This window comes from Fundidesulfovibrio terrae (genome assembly GCF_022808915.1).
Lineage (GTDB): Bacteria > Desulfobacterota > Desulfovibrionia > Desulfovibrionales > Desulfovibrionaceae > Fundidesulfovibrio > Fundidesulfovibrio terrae.
This window is the reverse complement of the sequence record NZ_JAKZFS010000001.1, coordinates 1,043,938-1,062,792: the sequence shown is the minus strand read 5'-3', so window position 1 is coordinate 1,062,792 and position 18,855 is coordinate 1,043,938. Positions and strand designations below refer to the sequence as shown.

Sequence of the window (18,855 nt, the reverse complement as noted above, 5' to 3'; positions counted from 1 at the left end):
CCTGCCTTTGCTTTTTGAATATCGCCGTCCTTAGACCAGCGAACGCCTCATTTCCCTACAGCTTGGCCCGATCGACTATTGCGGCGGTCAGTTCGGCTTCGCAGGCCAGCTCGCCGTTCACCGTAGCGCGTCCCTGCATGCGCCAGAGGGAGAGCTTCTGCTTCACGTTGGAGCAGGTCAGGGTGAGCTGGTCGCCGGGGGTGACGGGCTTGCGGAATTTGGCGTTGTTGATGCCGGTGAACATGAAGAGCTTGTCGCCGAGCCCTTCTCGCGACAAGGCCAGGAGCAGCCCTCCGGCCTGGGCCATGGCTTCCAGGAGCAGCACGCCGGGCATGACCGGCTTATCCGGGAAGTGGCCCTGGAAGAAGGGCTCATTGAAGGTCACGTTCTTGATGGCGGTGAGGGACGTCTCCTTCTCGTAGGAGATGACCCGGTCCACCAGGAGGAACGGGTAGCGGTGCGGCAGCAGTTCAAGAATCTTGGTGAAGGGGATGGGCAGCTGGTCCATGTCGCCTCCTTTGGGGTAAAAAAAAGGCGGCTCCCCTGTCCGGGAAGCCGCCTGACTCACAATCGGTCGTTATTTTCCGCGCTTGGCGGCGGCTTCGAAGTCCTTGGTGATGTCGGCGGTCACGTCGAGGCCGCTGCCCACGAAGAGGACGGCGCGGCGCTCCACGATCATGCTGAAGCCGTTCTTCTTGGCGTACTCGGCAACGACCTGGTCGAAGACCTTCATCAGGGGCTCGAGCACCTTGGTCTGCTCCTGGCCCATCTGCTGGTTGAAGGTGTTCTGGTCGTCCATCATCTTCTTGAACTTGGTTTCCATCTCGCTCTGCATCTTGGCCTTGGCCTCGGCGGAGAGGGTCACGCTCTGCTTGCGGAAGTTCTCGTCCATCTTCTTGAGCTCGTCGCTCTGACGGGTGAGTTCCTGCTGCTTGGCGTTAGCCTTGTTCTGGAGCTCCTGCATGGCGCGCTTGCCGGCCTCGGAATTCATCACGACGTCCTGGGAGTTGACCACGCCGATTTTATCGGCGGCCTGGGCCAGGACGGGCATGGCCATGATCACGGCCGAGAGAACCAAATATTTCAGCAGGTTACGCATTTCTCATATTCTCCTTTGATCTCCAAGCGGTTGCTGTCCATCGCCTTGGGGCCACCCCGACCCCGAGGCGATGCTCACATACCCTTTTGCGTCGAATGTCAAGCGGTTCTTAGAACGTCTGCCCCATGGTGAAACCAACCTGGAAACGCTGCTGGCTGTGCTGGATTTCATCCAGTCCGTAACCGGCCTCGACACGGATCAGGCCCATGGGGGAGAACCAGCGGACGCCGGCGCCCACCGACTTGACGAACGAGAGGTTGAACCCGTCGCGCATGCGGTAGATGCTGTTGCCCGCGTCGAAGAAGCCCAGGCCGTAGACGCCGTACTGCTTGCTGACGGGGAAGATGTACTCGAGGTTGGCGAAGTACATGGTGTCGCCGCCGATGCGTTCGTTGGTGACATGGTCCTTGGGGGAGATCTTGTCGGTCTCGTAGCCGCGGATGTTGCCGATGCCGCCCAGATAGAAGCGCTCGAAGACGGGGACGTCGCCGAAGCCGTTCTGGAACAGGAAGCCGGTCTGGGCGCGAACGTGGAACACGGTCTCCCAGAACAGGGGGCGATAGTAGTTGAAGCTGTAGAATTCCTTGATGAAGCCGCGGTCGCCGCCCAGGCCGGCGTACTCCGTGGAGAAGTCGTTGACCGTGCCCTTGGTGGGCTTGGTGCGGCTGTCGGTGGTGTCGCGGGTGATGCCGACCAGCACGGAACTGGTCCAGTGGATGCCCTTGGACTCCCGGATGATGGACGCGGAGTAGTAGTTGGTGTGGTACACGTCGTCGCGGGTGAGGCGGTAGTCCCAACGCAGGGTGGTGAATTCGCCCAGCGGGTAGGCGAAGCGGACGATGGTTCCCTGGGACTGCTTGTAGTAGTCGGAGTAGCGCCGGAAGGTGCTGAAGGCGTCCACGCCCGCCGAGAGGTTGGAGTCGTACACGGCCGGGTTGGTGAAGGAGGCCATGAACCGGTTGGTGACGCCGGAGAACATGCCCTGGAACTGGGCGTGGTAGCCCTTGCCGAAGAGGTTGCGTTCCTCCACTGAGCCGCCCACGAACACGGAGTCGTAGGTGGAGTAGCCGATACCGGCGGAGATGGAGCCGGTGTTCTTGTCCTTGACCTTGACGCGGATGTCCACTTCGTTGGGGTTCTCGGTGGGGACGGTCTCGACGTCGACCTTCTCGAAGTAGTCAAGCTTGTTCAGGCGCTCGTTGGAGCGCTTGAGCTTGGTGCCGGAGAACTGGTCGCCGTCGGAGAGGCGCAGTTCGCGGCGGATGACGTTCTCGCGGGTGCGGTCGTTGCCTTCCACGGTGACGCGGCGCACGTAGACCTTCTGTCCCTTCTTGAGGATGTAGGTCAGGTCCACGATCTTTTCGTCGCCGCGCTTCTGCATGTCGACATCGGTCTCGGCGAAGGCGTAGCCCATGTCGGAGTAGGCTTCGTTGAGCTTGGTGATGTCTTCGCGCACCACGGAGCGGTCGAAGAACTCCTTTTTCTTGGAGAGCTCGGACAGCTTGATGATTTCGTTCAGCTTCTTCTCGTCGAGCAGCAGGTCGCCCTTGAAGCCGACGTTGCCCATCTTGTAGCGGTCACCCTCTTCCACCTGGACGGTGATGTAGATGCCGTCGTCCTTGATATCCACCTGGGGCTGGCCCACGCGGGCGTCGATGAAGCCGTGGTTGGTGTAGTAGTTCTCGATGGCGGCCGAGTCGCGCTCGAGCAGTTCTTCCTTGAGCACGCCGGTCTGCAGGATCCAGGAGAGGAAGTTCTTCTCCTTGAGGCCCATCTGGTCCTTGAGGTCGGAGGGATCGACCTGCTTGGCGCCGTTGATGGTGATCTTCTTGATGTAGAGCTTCTGGGCTTCCTTGACCACGATGTTCAGCCGGGCCATGCGCGGGTCGGTCTGCTCCAGCTTGTACTCGACGGTGGTCTGGTAGTAGCCCTTCTTGCGGTAGAGCTCGCGGACCTTTTCCAGGTCGTCGGCCAGCACCTGCATGTTGAGCACGGACCCGGCCTTGGTGCCCATGGCCTCGAGGATGTCGTCCTTCTTGATCTCGGAGTTGCCCACCACGCTCACGGCCTGGATGCGGGGCTTTTCCTTGACCACGAACACCACGCGCTTGCCGCCGCGGGCGTCTTCCATGCGGATCTGCACATCGTCGAAGTAGCCCAGCTCGAAGAGGCGCTTCAGGTCGTCGTTGACGGTCTTGGAGTCGAAGGGTTCACCCGCCTGGGTCTTGACCTTGAGCAGGATCACGTCCTTTTCCAGGGCGTTGTTGCCCTCGACGTCGACCTCGGCGACCTTCTCGCCGGAGACGGCACCGGCCGCCGAAGAGGCGGAGGGAGCGGAATCGATCTTGATCTTCTGGGCCAGCTCGTCCACGGCGGAAGACAGTTCCATCATGCCGGGGCGGGTCACGTAGACGGCGGCGGGCTCGGAGGAGCCGGTCGCGGCCACGGAAGCGGCGTCGATGGAGATGGTGTCGCCCACCTGGTTCAGGGTGCCGTAGACGGCGGTGACCGCTCCGGCGGCCTTGGCGGCCTGGCGGGCCTCGGCGGCCGAGGTGACGGTCTTCTTGCCCTTGGAGGCGCCGTCAACAACGGTGACGCCCTGCTGCTTCAGGCGCTCGGCCAGGAGCTTGCTCACGCTCTTGCGCAGGGCGTCTTTGTCGCCCGGGGCGTTGATCGTGAAGGGAAGCACCAGCACCTTGGCTGAGGACTGGGCCAGGGCCTGTCCCGAGAAGCCAAGCAGCGCAAGAGCGAGGAAAGCCAGTGTCAGACCGTTCAGCTTAAGGCCGCGCATTGAGTTCTCCGCCATGCAATTCCATCCGTCGGCCCATGAGTTGGGCCAGGTTATGGTTGTGAGTGACCACGACGAGGGTCATGCCGAGTTCGGCGTTCAGGCGGGCCAGAAGCTCGCCTACGCGTTGGCCTGTGGATTCGTCGAGATTGCCCGTGGGCTCGTCGGCCAGAAGCGCCTTGGGTCCGAGCAGCACGGCCCTGGCGATAGCGGCTCGCTGCCGCTCTCCGCCGGACAGGGTTGTTACCCTGTGATGCAGCCTTTGTTCAAGCCCTAAAAGCCCTAAAGCATGGCGAGCCTTGTCAAATGCCTCGGCCTGGGGCATGCCGCCGATGAGGCCGGGCATGGCCGCGTTTTCCAGGGCCGTGAATTCCGGCAACAGGTGGTGGAACTGGAACACGAAGCCGATGTCCCGGTTGCGAAGCGCGGCCGCTTCGGCCGGGCGCAGGGTCGAGATGTCGCGCCCGTCGAAGTGCACCGTCCCCCGGCTGGGGGTGTCCAGGGCGCCCAGCATGTGCAGGAGCGTGGACTTGCCCGACCCCGAGGCGCCGATGATGGCCACGGACTCCCCGGCCTCGATGTCCAAGTCGATTTCGCCCAGCACCCGCACGGGCTCCTCCGGACCGGGATAGTCCTTGCCCAGGCCGCGCAGGCGATACAGGACGTTAGTCATGGCGCAGGGCCTCCACGGGCTTGAGCGAGGCGGCCTTGCTGGCCGGATACAGCGTGGAGACGAAGCACAGAAGAAACGCGGTGATCCCGATAGCGGTGAGGTCCACCCACTCCAGGCGCACCGGAATGGTGTCCATGGGGTAGACGTCGGGCGGCAGCTTGATGAACTGGAATTCCCGGATGGCCAGCGCCGCCCCGAGTCCCAAGACGTATCCCATGATCGTTCCCACACCGCCTATGATGCAGCCCTGGAGCAAAAAGATACGCCGGATGGAATCGGCCGTGGCCCCCATGGACATAAGTATCGCGATATCACGGGTTTTTTCCATCACCAGGAGCACGAGCGAAGTGATGATGGAGAACGAGCCCACCAGCACAATCATGATGAGCACCACGAACATCCCGGCCTTCTCCAGCTTGAGCGCCGCGAAGATGTTGCCGTTCATGTCGATCCAGGTGCGCACGTAATAGGGCATGCCGCCGAGCTTCTTGAGTATTTCCGAGGAGATGGCCGGAGCCTCGTCCGGGTCGTGCAGGCGCACGTCCAGGTACATGGCGGCGTCCGACTTGAACCCGAGCATTTCCTGCGCGGCCGTGAGCGACACGAAAGCCGAGGAGGAGTCGTACTCGTACATGTGCGTCTTGAAGAGGCCCACAACCTGGAAGATTTTCACCTTGGGGGTGAATCCCACGGCCGAGCCGCGAAGCGACGGCGTGAGCACGTTCACCGTGGAGCCCACGTTGACCCCCAGGCGCGAGGCCAGCTCGTAGCCCAGCAGAATGCCGGGCACGGCGGAATCCGCGCCGAGATCCTCCAGGCGCCCGTCGACCATGTCCTTGTGGATGGTCAGCACGCCCCGCGCCGAATCCAGGTCGATGCCGCGCAGGATCACGCCCTTGGGCGCGCCCGCCTTGGAGAGCATCACTTCCGAATAGATGATTGGAGTCACGGCCGAGACGCCCTCGATGGAGGCCACCTTCTCCATCTGGGCGGGGAAGTTGCGCAGCGGCGCGCCCGACACCCCGGCGATGACGTGCGAGGAAAGACCCAGGAGCTTGTCGCGGAACTCCGTGGAAAAGCCGCTCATCACGGACATGGTCACGATCAGAGCGGCTACGCCAAGTCCCACCCCCAGCACCGACATGAGCGAGATCACCGATATGAACGAGTGTTCCCGCTTGGTCAGCAGGTATCTGAGGGCGATGAAGAGTTCGAATTTCATTCGGCTGGCGCGCCCTCCGGCTTGAGCAGCGGAAACAGGATGACCTCGCGGATGGAGGCGGAATCGGTCAGCAGCATCACCAGGCGGTCGATGCCGATGCCCTGGCCCGCGGCCGGGGGCATGCCGTACTCCAGGGCGCGGACGTAGTCCTCGTCCATGTAGTGGGCCTCGTCGTCGCCGGCGGCCTTCTCGGCCACCTGCTCCTCGAAGCGCAGGCGCTGGTCCACGGGGTCGTTGAGTTCGGAGAAGGCGTTGGCCATCTCCCGGCCCGAAATGAAGAGCTCGAAGCGGTCGGTGACCTCGGGGTTGGCCTCGTTGCGCCGCGACAGGGGCGAAATGTCCGTGGGGTAGCCGTAGATGAAGTGCGGCTGGATGAGCTTGGGCTCCACGAACAGATCGAAGAGCTTGGCCTGGAGCTTGCCCAGCTTCTCGCCCTTGAGCACCTTCTCGCCGTTTTTGAGCACGTGGGCCTTGCAGGCCTCGTAGTCGCGGAAGATCTCAGGGGACACTCCGCCGATCTTCTCCAGGGACTCGTAGAAGTCCACGCGCTGCCAGGTTCCGGCGGTGAGGTCGATCTCGTGGCCCTGGTAGGTGATCTTGGTGGTGCCGCACACGTCCTGGGCCAGGGTGGCGTACATCTGTTCGGTCAGGTCCATGAGGTCGTCGAACCGGGCGTAGGCCCAGTAAAACTCGCACATGGTGAATTCCGGGTTGTGCCGGGTGGAGATGCCCTCGTTCCTGAAGTTGCGGCCCACCTCGTAGACTTTCTCGAAGCCGCCCACCAGCAGGCGCTTGAGGTAGAGCTCCGGCGCGATGCGCATGTAGAGCTGCAGGTCCAGCGCGTTGTGGTGGGTCAGGAACGGCTTGGCCGCCGCACCGCCGGGGATGGACTGCATCATGGGCGTCTCCACCTCGACGAAGCCGCGCTCATCCAGGAAGCGGCGCAGGCCGGAGACGATCCGGGTGCGTATCTTGAAGATCTCGGCCGTGCGCGGGGTGACGATGAGGTCCACGTAGCGCTGGCGGTAGCGGATCTCCATGTCCTTCAGGCCGTGGTACTTCTCGGGCAGGGGGCGCATGGACTTGGACAGCAGCTTGGCCGTCTTGCAGCTAAGCGTCAGTTCGCCGGTCTTGGTGCGGAAGAGCCTGCCGGTGACGCCCACGATGTCGCCGATGTCGAACTTCTTGAACACCGCGTAGACGGCCTCGCCCATGTCCTCGCGGGAGGCGTAGCACTGCAGGCGGCCCGAAGCGTCCTGCATGTGGAAGAAGGCCACCTTGCCGAAGGAACGCAGGGCCACGATGCGCCCGGCCAGGGAGAACTCGGCCGTAAGGGCCTGAAGGGCCTCCTCGTCCAGGGCGTCGTGCTCGGCCATGGTGCGGCCGATGTCGTCGGCCTTGACGAAATCGTTGGGATAAAGAGGAATGTCCCCGTCGAGAAGCTGGACGGCCTTGGCCACCCGGTTCTTGAGGACTTCGTTCAACTCGTCACGGTTGGCGAGGGCTTCGAGCAGGGGATAGAACCGCTCTGCCTTGTCCGATTTCACCGGGAGCTTGAAATCGCGGCGGCGGGGCTTGTCTTGGGATGCCAAAGGAACACTCCGTGGTCGAAAAAGAAGGTCGAATCGAATCGGCCCTGACCTAAGTCAAAACCCCTGGAGCGTCAAGAAACGGTGACGGAATGAAAAAAACTGGTTGACTGGGGGGCATGTTTCACATAAACGGTCCTTCCGCCGCAAGGGGCACCCCTAACGGCGCAGAGTTCCTCGGTAGCTCAATCGGCAGAGCGGGTGGCTGTTAACCACTAGGTTGGGTGTTCGAGTCACCCCCGAGGAGCCAGCAAGAACAAGGGTTCCGGATGAAAGTCCGGAACCCTTTTTCGTTGGCGGGTGGATGTGTCACGCCCCTGTCCCGCCTTCTTACGCCTGGAAAGTCAGGATTTGGGCTTGTACCCGGGCCTGCTCCTGAAAGTATACCGCTCAAATATCTTCCCCGACGAGTCGGGAGGATAGGTCGTGATGTCGAACAACTCCCAGCCGTCGGCCACCTTGGAATTGAATAGCTTTGCCGACTCCATGGCGTGCCGCGGCGTGTCGAATTCGACGACCACGCACGAATAAACCGGCTCGTATTCCTGCTGCTCTTCCACGTCTCCTCCTTCTGGTTCGGTTTAAGATCAGGCAGGCACCCGATACCAGGGATGGGGTGAAGATGAAAAGCCCCGCCGGAGCGGGGCTTTCGCCGGGCTTGAACATGCGTCTCGATCGCAGACCCGCTGTTGGTGTTCTGCGGTCTCCCTCAAGAGCGCATCCCCGCGCTCCGGGCGGCCCGGGCCAGGTCAGGACCCGGCGCGGCGATAATGCAAACGCCTTTCCTCTACATCGGCGATGATGGCTCCGGGCTGGCTCATGTTCCACAGATGCAGCGGAGCAGAAACATCTCTTATGAAGTGTTCGAGGAAATGCGCGTCGGCCGCCTCCCTGGACTCGACACCGTAAATCGCGGCCAGCAAGGCAAGCGCCTTCTGCTTTATGGGATAGTCGGGATGGGGGATATCGTCGTGCCTGGTCTCCCAGACGTTCTCGTCCGCGGTGCAGGCCTTCCCGAACATGAAGAATTGACGGCAGGCGAAAAACCTCGCCGGATATATCGCGCATCGCTCATCGAGCACGAACGGGCACTCTCCCTGGTCCCGAAGGTGCAGGCGATGGTCGATCCTGACGCGGTCCCCACCGGAACAATGCTGCGCCGAAAACCGGAATGCCCCCGCAAGCTCCGGAGCGCTGACCGGAATGACTCCACGGCAGCAGCGGGCGCACCCGGAACGACAGGCGAGCTTCGAGTCGTGCCTGAGCGCCATCCGCTCAAGGCCAACGCGGGTGGCCTGGTCCATGACGGCGTATGCCTTCTCGAGAAGAGGGAGCCACCAGTACGTCAGTCGTCCCTGTGGTGAACGGATCGGCAAAAGGCACCTCCCGCCAGCGGCGATACCGCCTTCAAGCAAGTTACGCACCAACTGCGCCAGTCGGTTCGCCCGGCCTGGCTCTCCCCTGCCCGCGCCCAGTCAAGGAACCTCGTCGCGGCGCACTGCGCGCGGTTATCCCTCGGAAGGGGCTCCCGCCTGTTCCTTCGCCCCCACCGGACGCCGCAGGGCGGGCGCGATGCGCTTCGTCAGCGGGCCGCCCCGCTTTCAGGGGAACTTCCAGGGGAAGACGAGACGACCTCCGCGGCGACCAACAGGCCCGCCGGAGGGTCGAAGCCGATGGCCTTGGCCGTGTCCAAATTGAGCCCGAAGTGCGACGTGTCCTCGAACACCTGGGGGAGGTCCCCCGCCGGGACGCCGTGCAGCACCTGGGAGAGCGTCCTGGCGTAGAACATCCCGGTGCTCCTGGGGTCCCCCTGGGAGATGCTCAAGAGAGCCCCCCAGCGGACGGCGTCGAACCCCGTCTGGGCGAAGGTGGGCACCTTGGCGGCCTTGAACGGCTCAAGTAGCCCCGGAAGGGTTTCGGCCTTCACCACGATGGAATTGGTGATGTACATGGCGTCCACCTGGCCGGCGAGACGCTCGTGGCAGGCCCGGTAACTCTCCACTGCCTGGGAGAGGTCGGTGGTGTTGGTGACGGTGTGGCATTCCACCACCTCCACGCCGAGTTGGCGGCAGACATCCCGAACGTCATCGACGGCGGCGTACACGCGCCCGTGCGGCGTATCCTCGAAGGCCACGCCCAGCTTCTTGAAGCCGACCAGGTTGTGGAAGAGCCGCACCTGGCGCTTGTAGCGGTCAGGATCGCAGTGGGCGAAGACATGCGGCGAGCCCGAGTACGCCGCGCCCTTGACGATGCCCGACTGCACGGCGTTGCCCGACTGCAGCACCAGCACCGGGACGGTGTGGAGGTCGTTGGCCAGGTCCTGCCCGGCCCAGGTGCCCATGGCCACCACCGCGTCCAGATCCCTGTCCCGGTTGAAGCGGACGATGGCCTCTTCCTTGTTGACCGCGCGGCGCTCCTTGTCCCAGCCGGCGGACCAGAAGGCGTCCTGGACGAACTCGAGGTAGCGGCTCGCGGCGTTCGCGCCGAGCCATTCCCATAGCTCCTTCTCGTCCCGGAAGTGCATCCGTTCGAACTCCGCGGGCGTCTCGATCCATCCCAGCTTCCTAAGGCCCAGCGCCAGCGCTCTGAGATTCCACAAATAATTGCCGTAGACCCCGCCTTCCATGTATCCGATGCGCCATTTCGCGCCGTTCTTGGTGAGAGGAGCGGTCAGATCCGTCTTGGAGGCCCGGGCTCCGCACGACAACACCAGCGCCAACGCCGTTGCAAGAACGATCAGCCCCCTGCGCATGAGTTCCTCCCCTCATTTCAGGTCGAGTATATCCCGCCAGCCGCATTAATCAAGGAGTGAGAAATGCGCCCGGGCATTGCTTCGCCCGCAGTTATTGCCTATCGTTCCAATCAGCCTTTTTCCGTCAAAAGTCGGCTCGGGAGAATCGCATGGCCCATCCTCTTTCCGATCCAGCCCAGGAGCTCTACGACCTGATCATCACCGCCAGGCGCGCGGAGGCCGTGGATGTCCTGCTCGCCACGGCCGGACGCACGGGGTTCAAGAACATGGTTTCAGGCCTGCTGGAACCGGTGCTGACCCGCATCGGCGAGAACTGGATGGCGGAACGGATATCCCTGGCCCAGGGATACGTGGCCGGGAAGGTGGCGGAGGACGTCCTCATGACCGCCGCCCGCAGCGGGGAGCAGTGGTCCGGGGAGCGCAAGGGCCCCGCGGTGCTCTGCTGCATCGAGGACGACTTCCACGCCCTGGGCCGCAAGCTGGTGGGCGTGTTCCTGCGCTCCGCAGGCTGGGACGTGATCGACATGGGCGACGACGTCTGCGCGGCCGACCTGGTGGACCGGGCCGTATCGGCCGGGGCCAGGGTGGTGGGGGCTTCGGCCATGATGCTCTCCACGGCCATGAACATCCGGTCGGTCCGCGAAGAGCTTGCCCGCAGGGGGCTCGAGGGACGCATCCAGTTGGCGGTGGGAGGAGCGATCTTCAGGTTGCGCCCGGAACTGGTCCAGGAGGTGGGCGGCGACGGCACGGCCGAGAGCGCCCTCCAGGCCCCGGCGCTGTTCGACTCCCTGCTGGCCCGGTCGCTGGCGCTGGCACCGGAGGTCGCGCCGTGAACTCCACCCAGCGCGTTTTCGCGGCCGTCACCGGCGAACCCGCCGACCGGCGGGCCTTCACCCTCACCCTGAGCCTGTACGGAGCCGCCCTGACGGGCTGCCCCCTGGACCTCTACCACAGCGTCCCCGAACGCTATCTGGAAGGCCAGCGGGCGGTATTGGATTCCATCGGCCCCGACATCCTCTTCAGTCCCTTCGTCCTACCCCTGGAGGGCCGGGCCTTCGGCTGCGAGCTGGCCCCCCAGAAGAACGGTCCCCCCAACGTCAAAAAGCCCGCCATCCGGGACGACGCAGGGCTGCGCGCCCTCAAGGCCGTGGACGTGGAGTCCGACCCGGGACTGGCCTATCTGGTGGAGTCGGTGCGCCTGATGTCCCGGGAGTTCGGGCCGGGGGTTCCCCTGGCGGGCATCCTGACCGCGCCCACGGACCTGGCGGCCATGATCCTGGGCATCGAGCGCTGGCTCGAGATTCTGCTGTTCGAGCCGGAAGCGGCCAGGGACGTCCTCCACGTCGCCGTGAGCCATTTCCACGCCATGGGTTCGGCCCTGCTGGCCGCCGGCGCCACGTGCATCGTCACCCCGGTCATGTTCTGCAACCCCCAGATCATGAACCCCGAGCTGGCCGGGACCACGGTGATGCCGGTTCTGCGCGAGGCCTTCGGGAACGCGCCCGGGCCGGTGATCTTCCACCACGGCGGCATCCCGCTTTCGCGGCACCTGGATCTTTTCAAGGACGTCCCCAACCTCCTGGGCTTCGTGCTGGACGAGCGCGACAGCTTCGCCCAGGCCAGGCAGTCCCTCGGGCCGGATCCCGTGCTCCTGGGCGGGCTCAGCGGGCCGCACATGCCGGGGCGGACTCCGGAGGCCATCCGCCGCCGGGTTCTGGACGTTCTTCAGGACAGGCAGGACGATCCCCGGTTCATACTGGCCACGACCAGCGCCGACGTCCCCATGGGCACGCCGCTTGAAAACATCCTGGCCGTGCGGAACGCGGTGTTTTCGGACGGGAGCCCCTCGTGAGCCACGCATCCGCTCCGGCCGTGGTCGCGTGCGGCATCTTCAAAAAGGAGCTGGAAGCCCTCGGATACGGCGCGCGGGGCGTGAAGACCGTCACCCTGGACTCCATGCTGCACATGCGCCCGGACGCCCTGGACGGCGCGCTTGACGGCATGCTGTCACGCGGCCGCCCGGGCGGATTGGCGCTGGTCTACGGGGACTGCAGCCCCCACATGCTGGATTTTGCGCGCCGGGAGGGCGTGCGCAAGGTCCAGGGGCTCAACTGCTGCGAAATCGTGCTCGGGCGGGAACGCTACCGGAGCCTGCGCCGGGAAGGGGCGTTCTTCTTCATGCCGGAATGGGCCGGGCGCTGGGAGGATGTCTTCAAGCACGAAATGGGCTTCTCGCAGCAGTCCCTGGCCAGGGAGTTCATGCACGACATGATGAAGCGCGCCGTCTACCTGGACACGGGCGTGCATGCGGTGCCGCACCGCACCCTGGACGATATCGCCTCATTCCTGGGCATGCCCGTGGAGGTGCTCCCCACGGGTCTGACGCACCTGCAAGCCGCCGTGGACGCAGCCCTGGCCGCCCTGGCCGTGGACGGGGAGAAACTCGCATGAACAAGGAGCAGGCGGCGTTCTCCGAACTCTTTTCCGATCTGGTCATCAACATCATGGCCCTGGCCAGCAATCCGGGCAAGTGCGGCGAGTACATCGCCACCCAGGTGCGCGGGCTCATCGGCGTGCGCACGGTGTTCATCCTGGAATGTTCCGAGCATTCCGGGCTGGACCATCACCGCATGGTCGCCTCGGTGCCCCTGCGGCGACGCGCCCTGGGTGAGACGCCCGAGATCGACCGCCTGGCCCGCTTGAGCCACGGCCTGGACAGGGCCACGGTCTTCCGCCCGGACGGCTTCGGGGAGATCGGGGACATCCTGCGTGAACTGGGCCTGGGCGAGTCGGTGGTCATCCCCCTAGAGTATACCGGAAACCGCGTGGGCGTCATGCTCCTTCTGGACCTCATGGACACCGGGAGCATCGGGAGCATCCTGGAGACCCTGGACAAGCTGGGCCCGGTGCTGGCGCTGATACTGCGCAACGCCGCCCTGTACTCGGGCCTGGAGAAGCAGGTGGACCGGCGCACGCGGGAACTGTCCGACGCCTACGAAGCGCTCCGGGAAAGCCAGGAGCGTTACGTCCTGGCCATGCAGGGGACCAACGACGGCATCTGGGACTGGAGCCTGCGCACGGGCGAGGTGTACTTCTCCCCGCGCTGGAAGGAGATCATCGGCTTCGGCCCGGACGAACTGGAAAACAACGCCGAGGCGTGGAAAAGCCGCATCCACCCTGACGACCTCGACCGCGCCATGCGGGCGAACATGCGTTGCGCGGACGGCGAGACGCCGTCGTTCGAGATTGAATACCGGATGCGCCACAAGGACGGGAGCTACCGCTGGGTTCTCGGCCGGGGGGCGTCGCTGAAGAACGAACAGGGCGAGGTGGTGCGCATGGCCGGGGCGCACACCGACATCACCGAGCGAAAGCGCATGATGGAGGCCATGCTCCAGACGGAAAAGATGATGAGCGTGGGCGGGCTGGCGGCGGGCATGGCCCACGAGATCAACAACCCCCTGAGCGGCATCCTGCAGAGCGCCCAGGTGCTTTCCATGCGCCTCTCCAACGACACGCCCGCCAACCGGGCGGCCGCCGCCGAGAGCGGCTGCGGCCTGGGCTCGATCCAGGAATACTGCCGCTCCAGGCAGGTGTTCGAGCTGATCGCATCCGTGCGCGACTCGGCGGGGCGCGCCGCAAGGATCGTGCAGGACATGCTGGCCTTCTGCCGTCAGGGAGGCTCCGGCAACTGCCCCGGCGACGTGGCCGCCATCCTGGACAAGGCCCTGGCCCTGTGCGCCAGCGACTACGACCTCAAGAAGCGCTACGACTTCCGCCACATCCGGATCGTGCGGGACTTTGCGCCAGGCATCCCTTCCGTGCCGTGCGTGGAAGGCCAGCTGGAGCAGGTGTTCATGAACATCATGCGCAACGCGGCCCAGGCCATGGCCGAACGCCTGGAGGACGCCCCCGCGCCCACCATCGTCCTGCGGACCAGGCTCGAACCGAACAACATACGCGTCGAGATCGAGGACAACGGCCCGGGCATGGACGAAAAGACCCGCCGCAAGGCGTTCGAGCCGTTCTTCACCACCAAGCCCCCGGGCGTTGGCACGGGCCTTGGCCTGTCCGTGTCGTATTTCATCATCACCAGCAACCACAACGGGACCATCGAACTGGAGTCGTCGCCCGGCCGGGGAGCACGGTTCGTGATCCGGCTTCCGCTTACGCACAGGCCGCGCGGGGCAAGCGCCCCGGGAAGGACTTTCAGCCTGGACGATCCCCCCAAGGCCCCGTAAGACGTCAAGGCCGTCCACGCGGGAATCGCCGGACGCAGCAACGCCCCAACGACCAAGCCCTCAAGGAGGCCCGACATGGATATTTCCCGCGAAATCGCCGAACTGAAGAAAAAGCCCGGCTTCACCGAAAAGGTGGGCATGGTGCTGGTGCACAACGGCGTGGTCCGCGCCCGTTCGCGCCAGGGCGGCCACGCCGTGGAGCGCCTGGAGGTCCATCCGGACCAGGCCAAGATCGAGGCCATCTGCAAGGAACTCTCGCAAAAGCCCGGCATCTTCACGGTCATGGCCGAGGCCAAGTCCGGCGTGTTCACGCCCGGCGACGACCTGCTCTTCATCATCGTGGCGGGCGACATCCGCGAGAACGTCTCCCCCATCCTCCTGGAAGCCCTGAACCGCATCAAGGCCGAGGCCATCGGCAAGACCGAACACCTGAGCGTTTCCTGAACCGCGTCCGGGCCGGGAGCCCCGGCTGGACGCGGACGTTCTCAGCCGTTGTCCGCCAGGGCCAGGCGTACGCCCAGGGCCACGAACAGCCCGCCGGCGATGCGCGAAAACCAGGCCGAAGCGCGCCCGCCCACGGCCACTCCCCGGGCCACCCGGGCCGACATCCAGGCCAGGGCGAGCATCCAGGCCGCGCCCGTGAAATCAACCACGCAGCCCAGGATGAAGAAGGCCACGCCCTTTTCTGGCGCGGCCGGGTCGATGAACTGGGGCAAAAAGGCCAGGAAGAACAGGGCCACCTTGGGGTTCAAGGCGTTGGTGAGAAAGCCCTGGGCGTACACCCGGCGCAGGGCCGCCGGAGCGGCGGCCGAACCGGCAGCCTGGGCGGCCCCGGGGACTTGGGCATCCTGGCCGCCCCGCTTCCTGGCGAGCAGCATGGACAGGCCGGTGTAGAGCAGGTAAGCCGCTCCGGCCAGCTTGACCACGGTGAAGGCAGCCGCCGAAGTGGCCAGCACCGCCGAGAGCCCGAGCGACGCAGCCAGGATGTGCACGAAGCAGCCCGTGGTGATGCCCAGCACAGCCACGGCCCCGCCCTTGAACCCGTGGGACGCGCCGCGCGCGGCCACGTAGAGGGTGTCCGGGCCGGGAGTCAGGTTGAGCAGAATCCCCGAGACGACGAAAAGCGCGAAATCATGAATGCCGAACATGGCCAGCCTGTCTGTGGAGGTTTACGCCAAGGCTTCGGCCTAGAACCATCCCGCCGCGCGGTCAAGAAGCACTCCGGACGGCCCTCGCCGCTTGACATCCCGCGCGATCAAAGGGAATGATTTTTATATCGGCACGTTAGAACCCACGAGAACACGCCCGGCGCGAACATGGAACCACGCACCCACGCACTGCCTGAAAAACTGCTCTTCGACCGCAAGGACTACGAGCTCCTGGGCATCGTGGGCGACGTTCTCGGCCGCGAAGACCTCTCCGGCTTCAAGCATCTGCTCGCCCCCTACCTGCACCCGCGCGGGGTGAAGGAGCTGGCCGCCTCCCAGGGCCTGCGCATCGCCTACGCCGCGGCCAACATGCTCGGATCCCTGGAGATCGGAAAGGCCCACGACCGCATCAACGCCCTGCGGGCGCTACGCGACGAGGCCATGAACGCCTCCGTCACCTATCTTCGGCGCAACACCGCCCGCGTGCTCATGCAGATCATGAAGGAGTTGGTGCGCACCACCGGCGACCGCCGCCGCCAGTTGGAGCTGGCCCACGACTTCCGCATGGCCGCCACGGGCAAGCCGCGGGTCATCGCCCGCCAGCTCAGGCTCTACCGCCTGCTGCCCATGCCCGAGGACTGGGTGCAGATCTGCTTCGACAACCACGTCCACGACGCCAACACCAAGGGGCGCAAGTCCGCCACGCACCTGATCATGGACGCCTGGATCAAGGGCATCCGCCACCTCACGGTGATCTACTACCACTTCGTGCCGCCCGGGGCTGCCGAGGAACTGCTCCAGGCAGCCGAGATCATGGGCATCTCGGTGCGCATCGGCATCGAGTTCATTACCCGCTTCGACTTAAAGCAGGTGAAGGTCATCTGGGTGCCCAAGGGATTTCGCGGCCCGGCCGACTTCCTGGGGTTCCTGCGCGAACCGGCCATGGCCCGGTTCATGGAGCAAGGGCGCGGCCTGGCCAGGCTGCACGAGGAGCAACTGCTGCACGTGCTGGACGGGTTCAACGCCAACGTCCTGCCCGACTTCAACTCCTACTTCGGCATGGACATCCCGCCCGCGTCCCGGGAGCGCTTCCTGGAATACATCGGCTCCGGGCAGGCGTCGCTTCTGCACCTGGGCAAGTACCTGCACGCCCACATCCATCCCCACCTGCTCGCGCGCTTCACCGAACTGCAGCAGGAATACTTCGGCGCGGACAGCCGTGAAGACAAGGCGCGCATCGAGGGCCTGGTCGAGGAAATGAACATCCTGGACGCCGAGGCCATCGTGGACGACTATCTGGACGCCCTGGTCTCGCCCGAGACCCCGGCTCCCCCGGACACCTCCAGCTCCGCAAACGCCGAAGAGGCCTCGGACACCGCCCCGCTCTACTGCGCGGCCCAACCCCCGGCCAGGCTCATCGACGAGATAACCTCCCTGCGCGTGGGCAGCCGGTTCATCCTGAACCAGCAGGACCTGGAATGCGACGACGTGCTGGAGGTCCTGCACGACTGCGCGGGCCGCATCACCCACCTGGAGGTGGTGAACCTCAAGAACTCAGCCCTGGGCGCGGCCCGGGACTCCGCCCGGGTGGCCCTGCTGCAGCAGATCATCAACGCCAAGAGCGTCATGCCGCTCAAACGCTGGGTCATGAACCGCATGGCCGAGCTCGAGGCCGATCCCTCCCCCGGGAGCGCCGACCGCCTGGAGCGCATGGCCCGCATCCTGGAAAACGTACCCGCCCTGCACGGCCACTACCGGGAAACCCCGCTGCGCACCTCCATCGGCTCGGACTCCACGGGCCAGTCCTGCAGGGGACACGGCATGGGCCTGGTGGCCCGCGAGACTCTGCCCCCGGCCGCCCTGCGAGAGGTGCGGGGCAAAGGCCGGGACAGGAACCCGGCCATGGTGGTGGGCATGACCGTTGAGCCGCGCGTGGTCTACGAGCCGCGCGAGAGCACCAACCCCATCATTGACGAGGCCTTCAAGTTCGCCCGCAGCCGCCAGTGCCTCAGGCGCCTGGGCTACAAGCCCCGCAGGGATTTCCGCTGCAAGGATTTCTTTCCCACGCCGGACGGCGACAGCAACATCCTCATCATGGGGGGAGTGAAGAAGGGCTGCGGCAACAACTTCGAGCTCCAAAGCGAGCCCCGGTCCCACAAGAGGACGCTCGAATCCTGGCCCTACTGCAACAACCATTTCAAGAACATCCTGAAGGTGGTGGCGGGGTTCATCCCGGCCTTCCTGACCTTCTTCTTCACCAAGGACTGGTGGGTGCTCAGCTGGCTGGGGGGCTTCATCTGGTTCGGCATCACCGGGCTTCGCAACATCATCCAGTCGGTGCTGGGCGCGGGGGGACTGGCACGCACGCCGCTTCTGCGCTGGAACGACTACGTGAGCTGGAGCAGGCTGGCGGATTCGCTGCTGTACACCGGCTTCTCGGTGCCGCTCCTGGACTACTTCGTGAAGACCCTCCTGCTGGACAGGGGCCTGGGCATAAACGTGGCCACCAACGCCACCGCGCTCTACACCACCATGGCCCTGGTCAACGGGGCCTACATCTGCACGCACAACCTGGTGCGCGGCCTGCCCCGGCAGGCGGCCTTCCTGAACCTTCTGCGCAGCGCGTTCTCCATTCCGCTGGCCATGGCCGTAAGCGCTGCCCTGGCCTGGGCCATCTCGCCGCATGACCCGGCTGCGGCCGGAGCCGTGCTGCAGCAGTGGGCGGCGGTGATCTCCAAGCTGTGCTCGGACACCGTAGCCGCCGTGATCGAGGGCATCACGGACCGCGACAGCAACATGCGCCAGCGGCTTCGCGACTACCAGGAGAAGATCGCCCAGATGCTGTCGGTGCACGAGCGGCTGGAAGTGCTCTTCCCCAAAAGCGACGTGCTGGCCATGCTGGCCGATCCCAAGCAGTTCGTGAACACCATGTCCGGGCAGCAGAGCGACCTGGCCAACGCGGTGATCGTCAACTCGCTGGATTTCCTCTATTTCTGGATGTACCAGCCACGCGGCAGGAGCGCCCTGGGCCGGGTCATGCGGGAGATGGACCCGCAGACGCGCCAGATATTCGTGTCCTCGCAGTACGTGCTTTTGCGCAAGCGCGAGATCAGCCAGCTCTTCCTGGATGGCCTGCTCGGCAAGAACTTCTCCAAGGGGCTGGCCTTCTACCTGGACTACGCCGACGGCTACCTGGATTCGCTGCAGCAGCTGGCGGCCAGGACCGACCCCATGGCGGGCGGCCGGGAGATGCTCCCGTTGCGCCCGTAAGCCTCCCGCCCTCGACGCGAAGTTAAAAAGGATTCCAAAGGAACGCAGTTCCTTTGGCCGCCGGAGGCCTCTC

16 protein-coding genes and 1 tRNA gene are annotated in these 18,855 nt (G+C 64.9%); 7 read left to right on the top strand and 10 right to left on the bottom strand.

The window, feature by feature from the left end:
* Window positions 1-55: 55 nt before the first annotated feature.
* From fabZ to lysS, 6 genes are all read right to left on the bottom strand, one after another.
* The gene (gene fabZ / locus ML540_RS04855; RefSeq protein ID WP_243358877.1) at window positions 56-508 is read right to left on the bottom strand and encodes a 3-hydroxyacyl-ACP dehydratase FabZ; all 453 of its coding nucleotides are present in this window, start codon (window positions 506-508) and stop codon (window positions 56-58) included.
* Window positions 509-577: 69 nt separating this feature from the next.
* The gene (locus ML540_RS04850) at window positions 578-1,099 is read right to left on the bottom strand and encodes an OmpH/Skp family outer membrane protein (RefSeq protein WP_243358876.1); all 522 of its coding nucleotides are present in this window, start codon (window positions 1,097-1,099) and stop codon (window positions 578-580) included.
* A gap of 109 nt (window positions 1,100-1,208) precedes the next feature.
* Window positions 1,209-3,890: an outer membrane protein assembly factor BamA gene (gene bamA, locus ML540_RS04845; protein WP_243358873.1), complete on the bottom strand. Its 2,682-nt coding sequence runs from the start codon at window positions 3,888-3,890 to the stop codon at window positions 1,209-1,211.
* A complete protein-coding gene (locus tag ML540_RS04840; protein WP_243358871.1) occupies window positions 3,877-4,560 on the bottom strand; it encodes an ABC transporter ATP-binding protein in 684 nt (227 codons plus the stop codon). Before ML540_RS04840 ends, bamA begins: the two co-directional genes overlap by 14 nt.
* Window positions 4,553-5,782 carry an ABC transporter permease gene (locus ML540_RS04835; protein ID WP_243358870.1) on the bottom strand — a complete coding sequence of 410 codons (1,230 nt, stop codon included), beginning with the start codon at window positions 5,780-5,782 and terminating at the stop codon, window positions 4,553-4,555. Before ML540_RS04835 ends, ML540_RS04840 begins: the two co-directional genes overlap by 8 nt.
* The gene (gene lysS, locus ML540_RS04830; protein WP_243358868.1) at window positions 5,779-7,374 is read right to left on the bottom strand and encodes a lysine--tRNA ligase; all 1,596 of its coding nucleotides are present in this window, start codon (window positions 7,372-7,374) and stop codon (window positions 5,779-5,781) included. Before lysS ends, ML540_RS04835 begins: the two co-directional genes overlap by 4 nt.
* Window positions 7,375-7,545: 171 nt before the next feature.
* Between lysS and ML540_RS04825 the strand changes: the two genes are divergently transcribed.
* A tRNA-Asn gene (locus ML540_RS04825) sits at window positions 7,546-7,621 on the top strand.
* 94 nt (window positions 7,622-7,715) lie between these two features.
* Here the strand turns inward: ML540_RS04825 and ML540_RS04820 are convergent.
* From ML540_RS04820 to ML540_RS04810, 3 genes are all read right to left on the bottom strand, one after another.
* Window positions 7,716-7,931, bottom strand: a complete 216-nt coding sequence (locus tag ML540_RS04820; RefSeq protein WP_243358866.1) for a hypothetical protein — start codon at window positions 7,929-7,931, stop codon at window positions 7,716-7,718.
* 189 nt (window positions 7,932-8,120) lie between these two features.
* Window positions 8,121-8,675 carry a YkgJ family cysteine cluster protein gene (locus ML540_RS04815; RefSeq protein WP_243358864.1) on the bottom strand — a complete coding sequence of 185 codons (555 nt, stop codon included), beginning with the start codon at window positions 8,673-8,675 and terminating at the stop codon, window positions 8,121-8,123.
* A gap of 278 nt (window positions 8,676-8,953) precedes the next feature.
* Window positions 8,954-10,123 (bottom strand): ABC transporter substrate-binding protein, encoded by a 1,170-nt coding sequence (locus tag ML540_RS04810; protein ID WP_243358862.1) that lies wholly within the window; start codon window positions 10,121-10,123, stop codon window positions 8,954-8,956.
* Window positions 10,124-10,272: 149 nt separating this feature from the next.
* On the opposite strand from ML540_RS04810, the gene ML540_RS04805 reads away from it, so the two are divergent.
* The 5 genes from ML540_RS04805 to ML540_RS04785 all read left to right on the top strand — a co-directional run bounded on the left by ML540_RS04805 (window position 10,273) and on the right by ML540_RS04785 (window position 14,808).
* Window positions 10,273-10,956: a cobalamin B12-binding domain-containing protein gene (locus ML540_RS04805; protein ID WP_243358861.1), complete on the top strand. Its 684-nt coding sequence runs from the start codon at window positions 10,273-10,275 to the stop codon at window positions 10,954-10,956.
* Window positions 10,953-11,975: a uroporphyrinogen decarboxylase family protein gene (locus ML540_RS04800; RefSeq protein ID WP_243358860.1), complete on the top strand. Its 1,023-nt coding sequence runs from the start codon at window positions 10,953-10,955 to the stop codon at window positions 11,973-11,975. Before ML540_RS04805 ends, ML540_RS04800 begins: the two co-directional genes overlap by 4 nt.
* Window positions 11,972-12,574, top strand: a complete 603-nt coding sequence (locus tag ML540_RS04795) for a DUF1638 domain-containing protein (RefSeq protein WP_243358858.1) — start codon at window positions 11,972-11,974, stop codon at window positions 12,572-12,574. The genes ML540_RS04800 and ML540_RS04795 overlap by 4 nt, the downstream gene beginning before the upstream one ends.
* Window positions 12,571-14,364: a two-component system sensor histidine kinase NtrB gene (locus ML540_RS04790; RefSeq protein ID WP_243358857.1), complete on the top strand. Its 1,794-nt coding sequence runs from the start codon at window positions 12,571-12,573 to the stop codon at window positions 14,362-14,364. The genes ML540_RS04795 and ML540_RS04790 overlap by 4 nt, the downstream gene beginning before the upstream one ends.
* Window positions 14,365-14,439: 75 nt before the next feature.
* Complete coding sequence (locus tag ML540_RS04785; RefSeq protein ID WP_243358856.1) at window positions 14,440-14,808, top strand: molybdenum cofactor biosynthesis protein MoaE; 369 nt, start codon at window positions 14,440-14,442, stop codon at window positions 14,806-14,808.
* A gap of 41 nt (window positions 14,809-14,849) precedes the next feature.
* Here the strand turns inward: ML540_RS04785 and ML540_RS04780 are convergent, their stop codons facing one another.
* On the bottom strand, window positions 14,850-15,512 hold the full coding sequence (locus ML540_RS04780; RefSeq protein ID WP_243358855.1) for a LysE family translocator: 663 nt from the start codon (window positions 15,510-15,512) through the stop codon (window positions 14,850-14,852).
* Between the two features lie 168 nt (window positions 15,513-15,680).
* On the opposite strand from ML540_RS04780, the gene ML540_RS04775 reads away from it, so the two are divergent.
* A complete protein-coding gene (locus tag ML540_RS04775) occupies window positions 15,681-18,782 on the top strand; it encodes a hypothetical protein (RefSeq protein ID WP_243358854.1) in 3,102 nt (1,033 codons plus the stop codon).
* Window positions 18,783-18,855: the final 73 nt, after the last annotated feature.

Excerpts from the sequence above, each read along its gene's own strand:
- ML540_RS04775 (WP_243358854.1), top strand. The coding sequence starts at position 15,681 with ATGGAACCACGCACCCACGCACTGCCTGAAAAACTGCTCTTCGACCGC.
- ML540_RS04785 (WP_243358856.1), top strand. The coding sequence starts at position 14,440 with ATGGATATTTCCCGCGAAATCGCCGAACTGAAGAAAAAGCCCGGCTTC.
- ML540_RS04840 (WP_243358871.1), bottom strand. The coding sequence starts at position 4,560 with ATGACTAACGTCCTGTATCGCCTGCGCGGCCTGGGCAAGGACTATCCC.
- ML540_RS04790 (WP_243358857.1), top strand. The coding sequence starts at position 12,571 with ATGAACAAGGAGCAGGCGGCGTTCTCCGAACTCTTTTCCGATCTGGTC.
- ML540_RS04780 (WP_243358855.1), bottom strand. The coding sequence starts at position 15,512 with ATGTTCGGCATTCATGATTTCGCGCTTTTCGTCGTCTCGGGGATTCTG.
- fabZ (WP_243358877.1), bottom strand. The coding sequence starts at position 508 with ATGGACCAGCTGCCCATCCCCTTCACCAAGATTCTTGAACTGCTGCCG.
- ML540_RS04835 (WP_243358870.1), bottom strand. The coding sequence starts at position 5,782 with ATGAAATTCGAACTCTTCATCGCCCTCAGATACCTGCTGACCAAGCGG.
- ML540_RS04805 (WP_243358861.1), top strand. The coding sequence starts at position 10,273 with ATGGCCCATCCTCTTTCCGATCCAGCCCAGGAGCTCTACGACCTGATC.
- ML540_RS04850 (WP_243358876.1), bottom strand. The coding sequence starts at position 1,099 with ATGCGTAACCTGCTGAAATATTTGGTTCTCTCGGCCGTGATCATGGCC.
- bamA (WP_243358873.1), bottom strand. The coding sequence starts at position 3,890 with ATGCGCGGCCTTAAGCTGAACGGTCTGACACTGGCTTTCCTCGCTCTT.
- ML540_RS04815 (WP_243358864.1), bottom strand. The coding sequence starts at position 8,675 with ATGGACCAGGCCACCCGCGTTGGCCTTGAGCGGATGGCGCTCAGGCAC.
- ML540_RS04810 (WP_243358862.1), bottom strand. The coding sequence starts at position 10,123 with ATGCGCAGGGGGCTGATCGTTCTTGCAACGGCGTTGGCGCTGGTGTTG.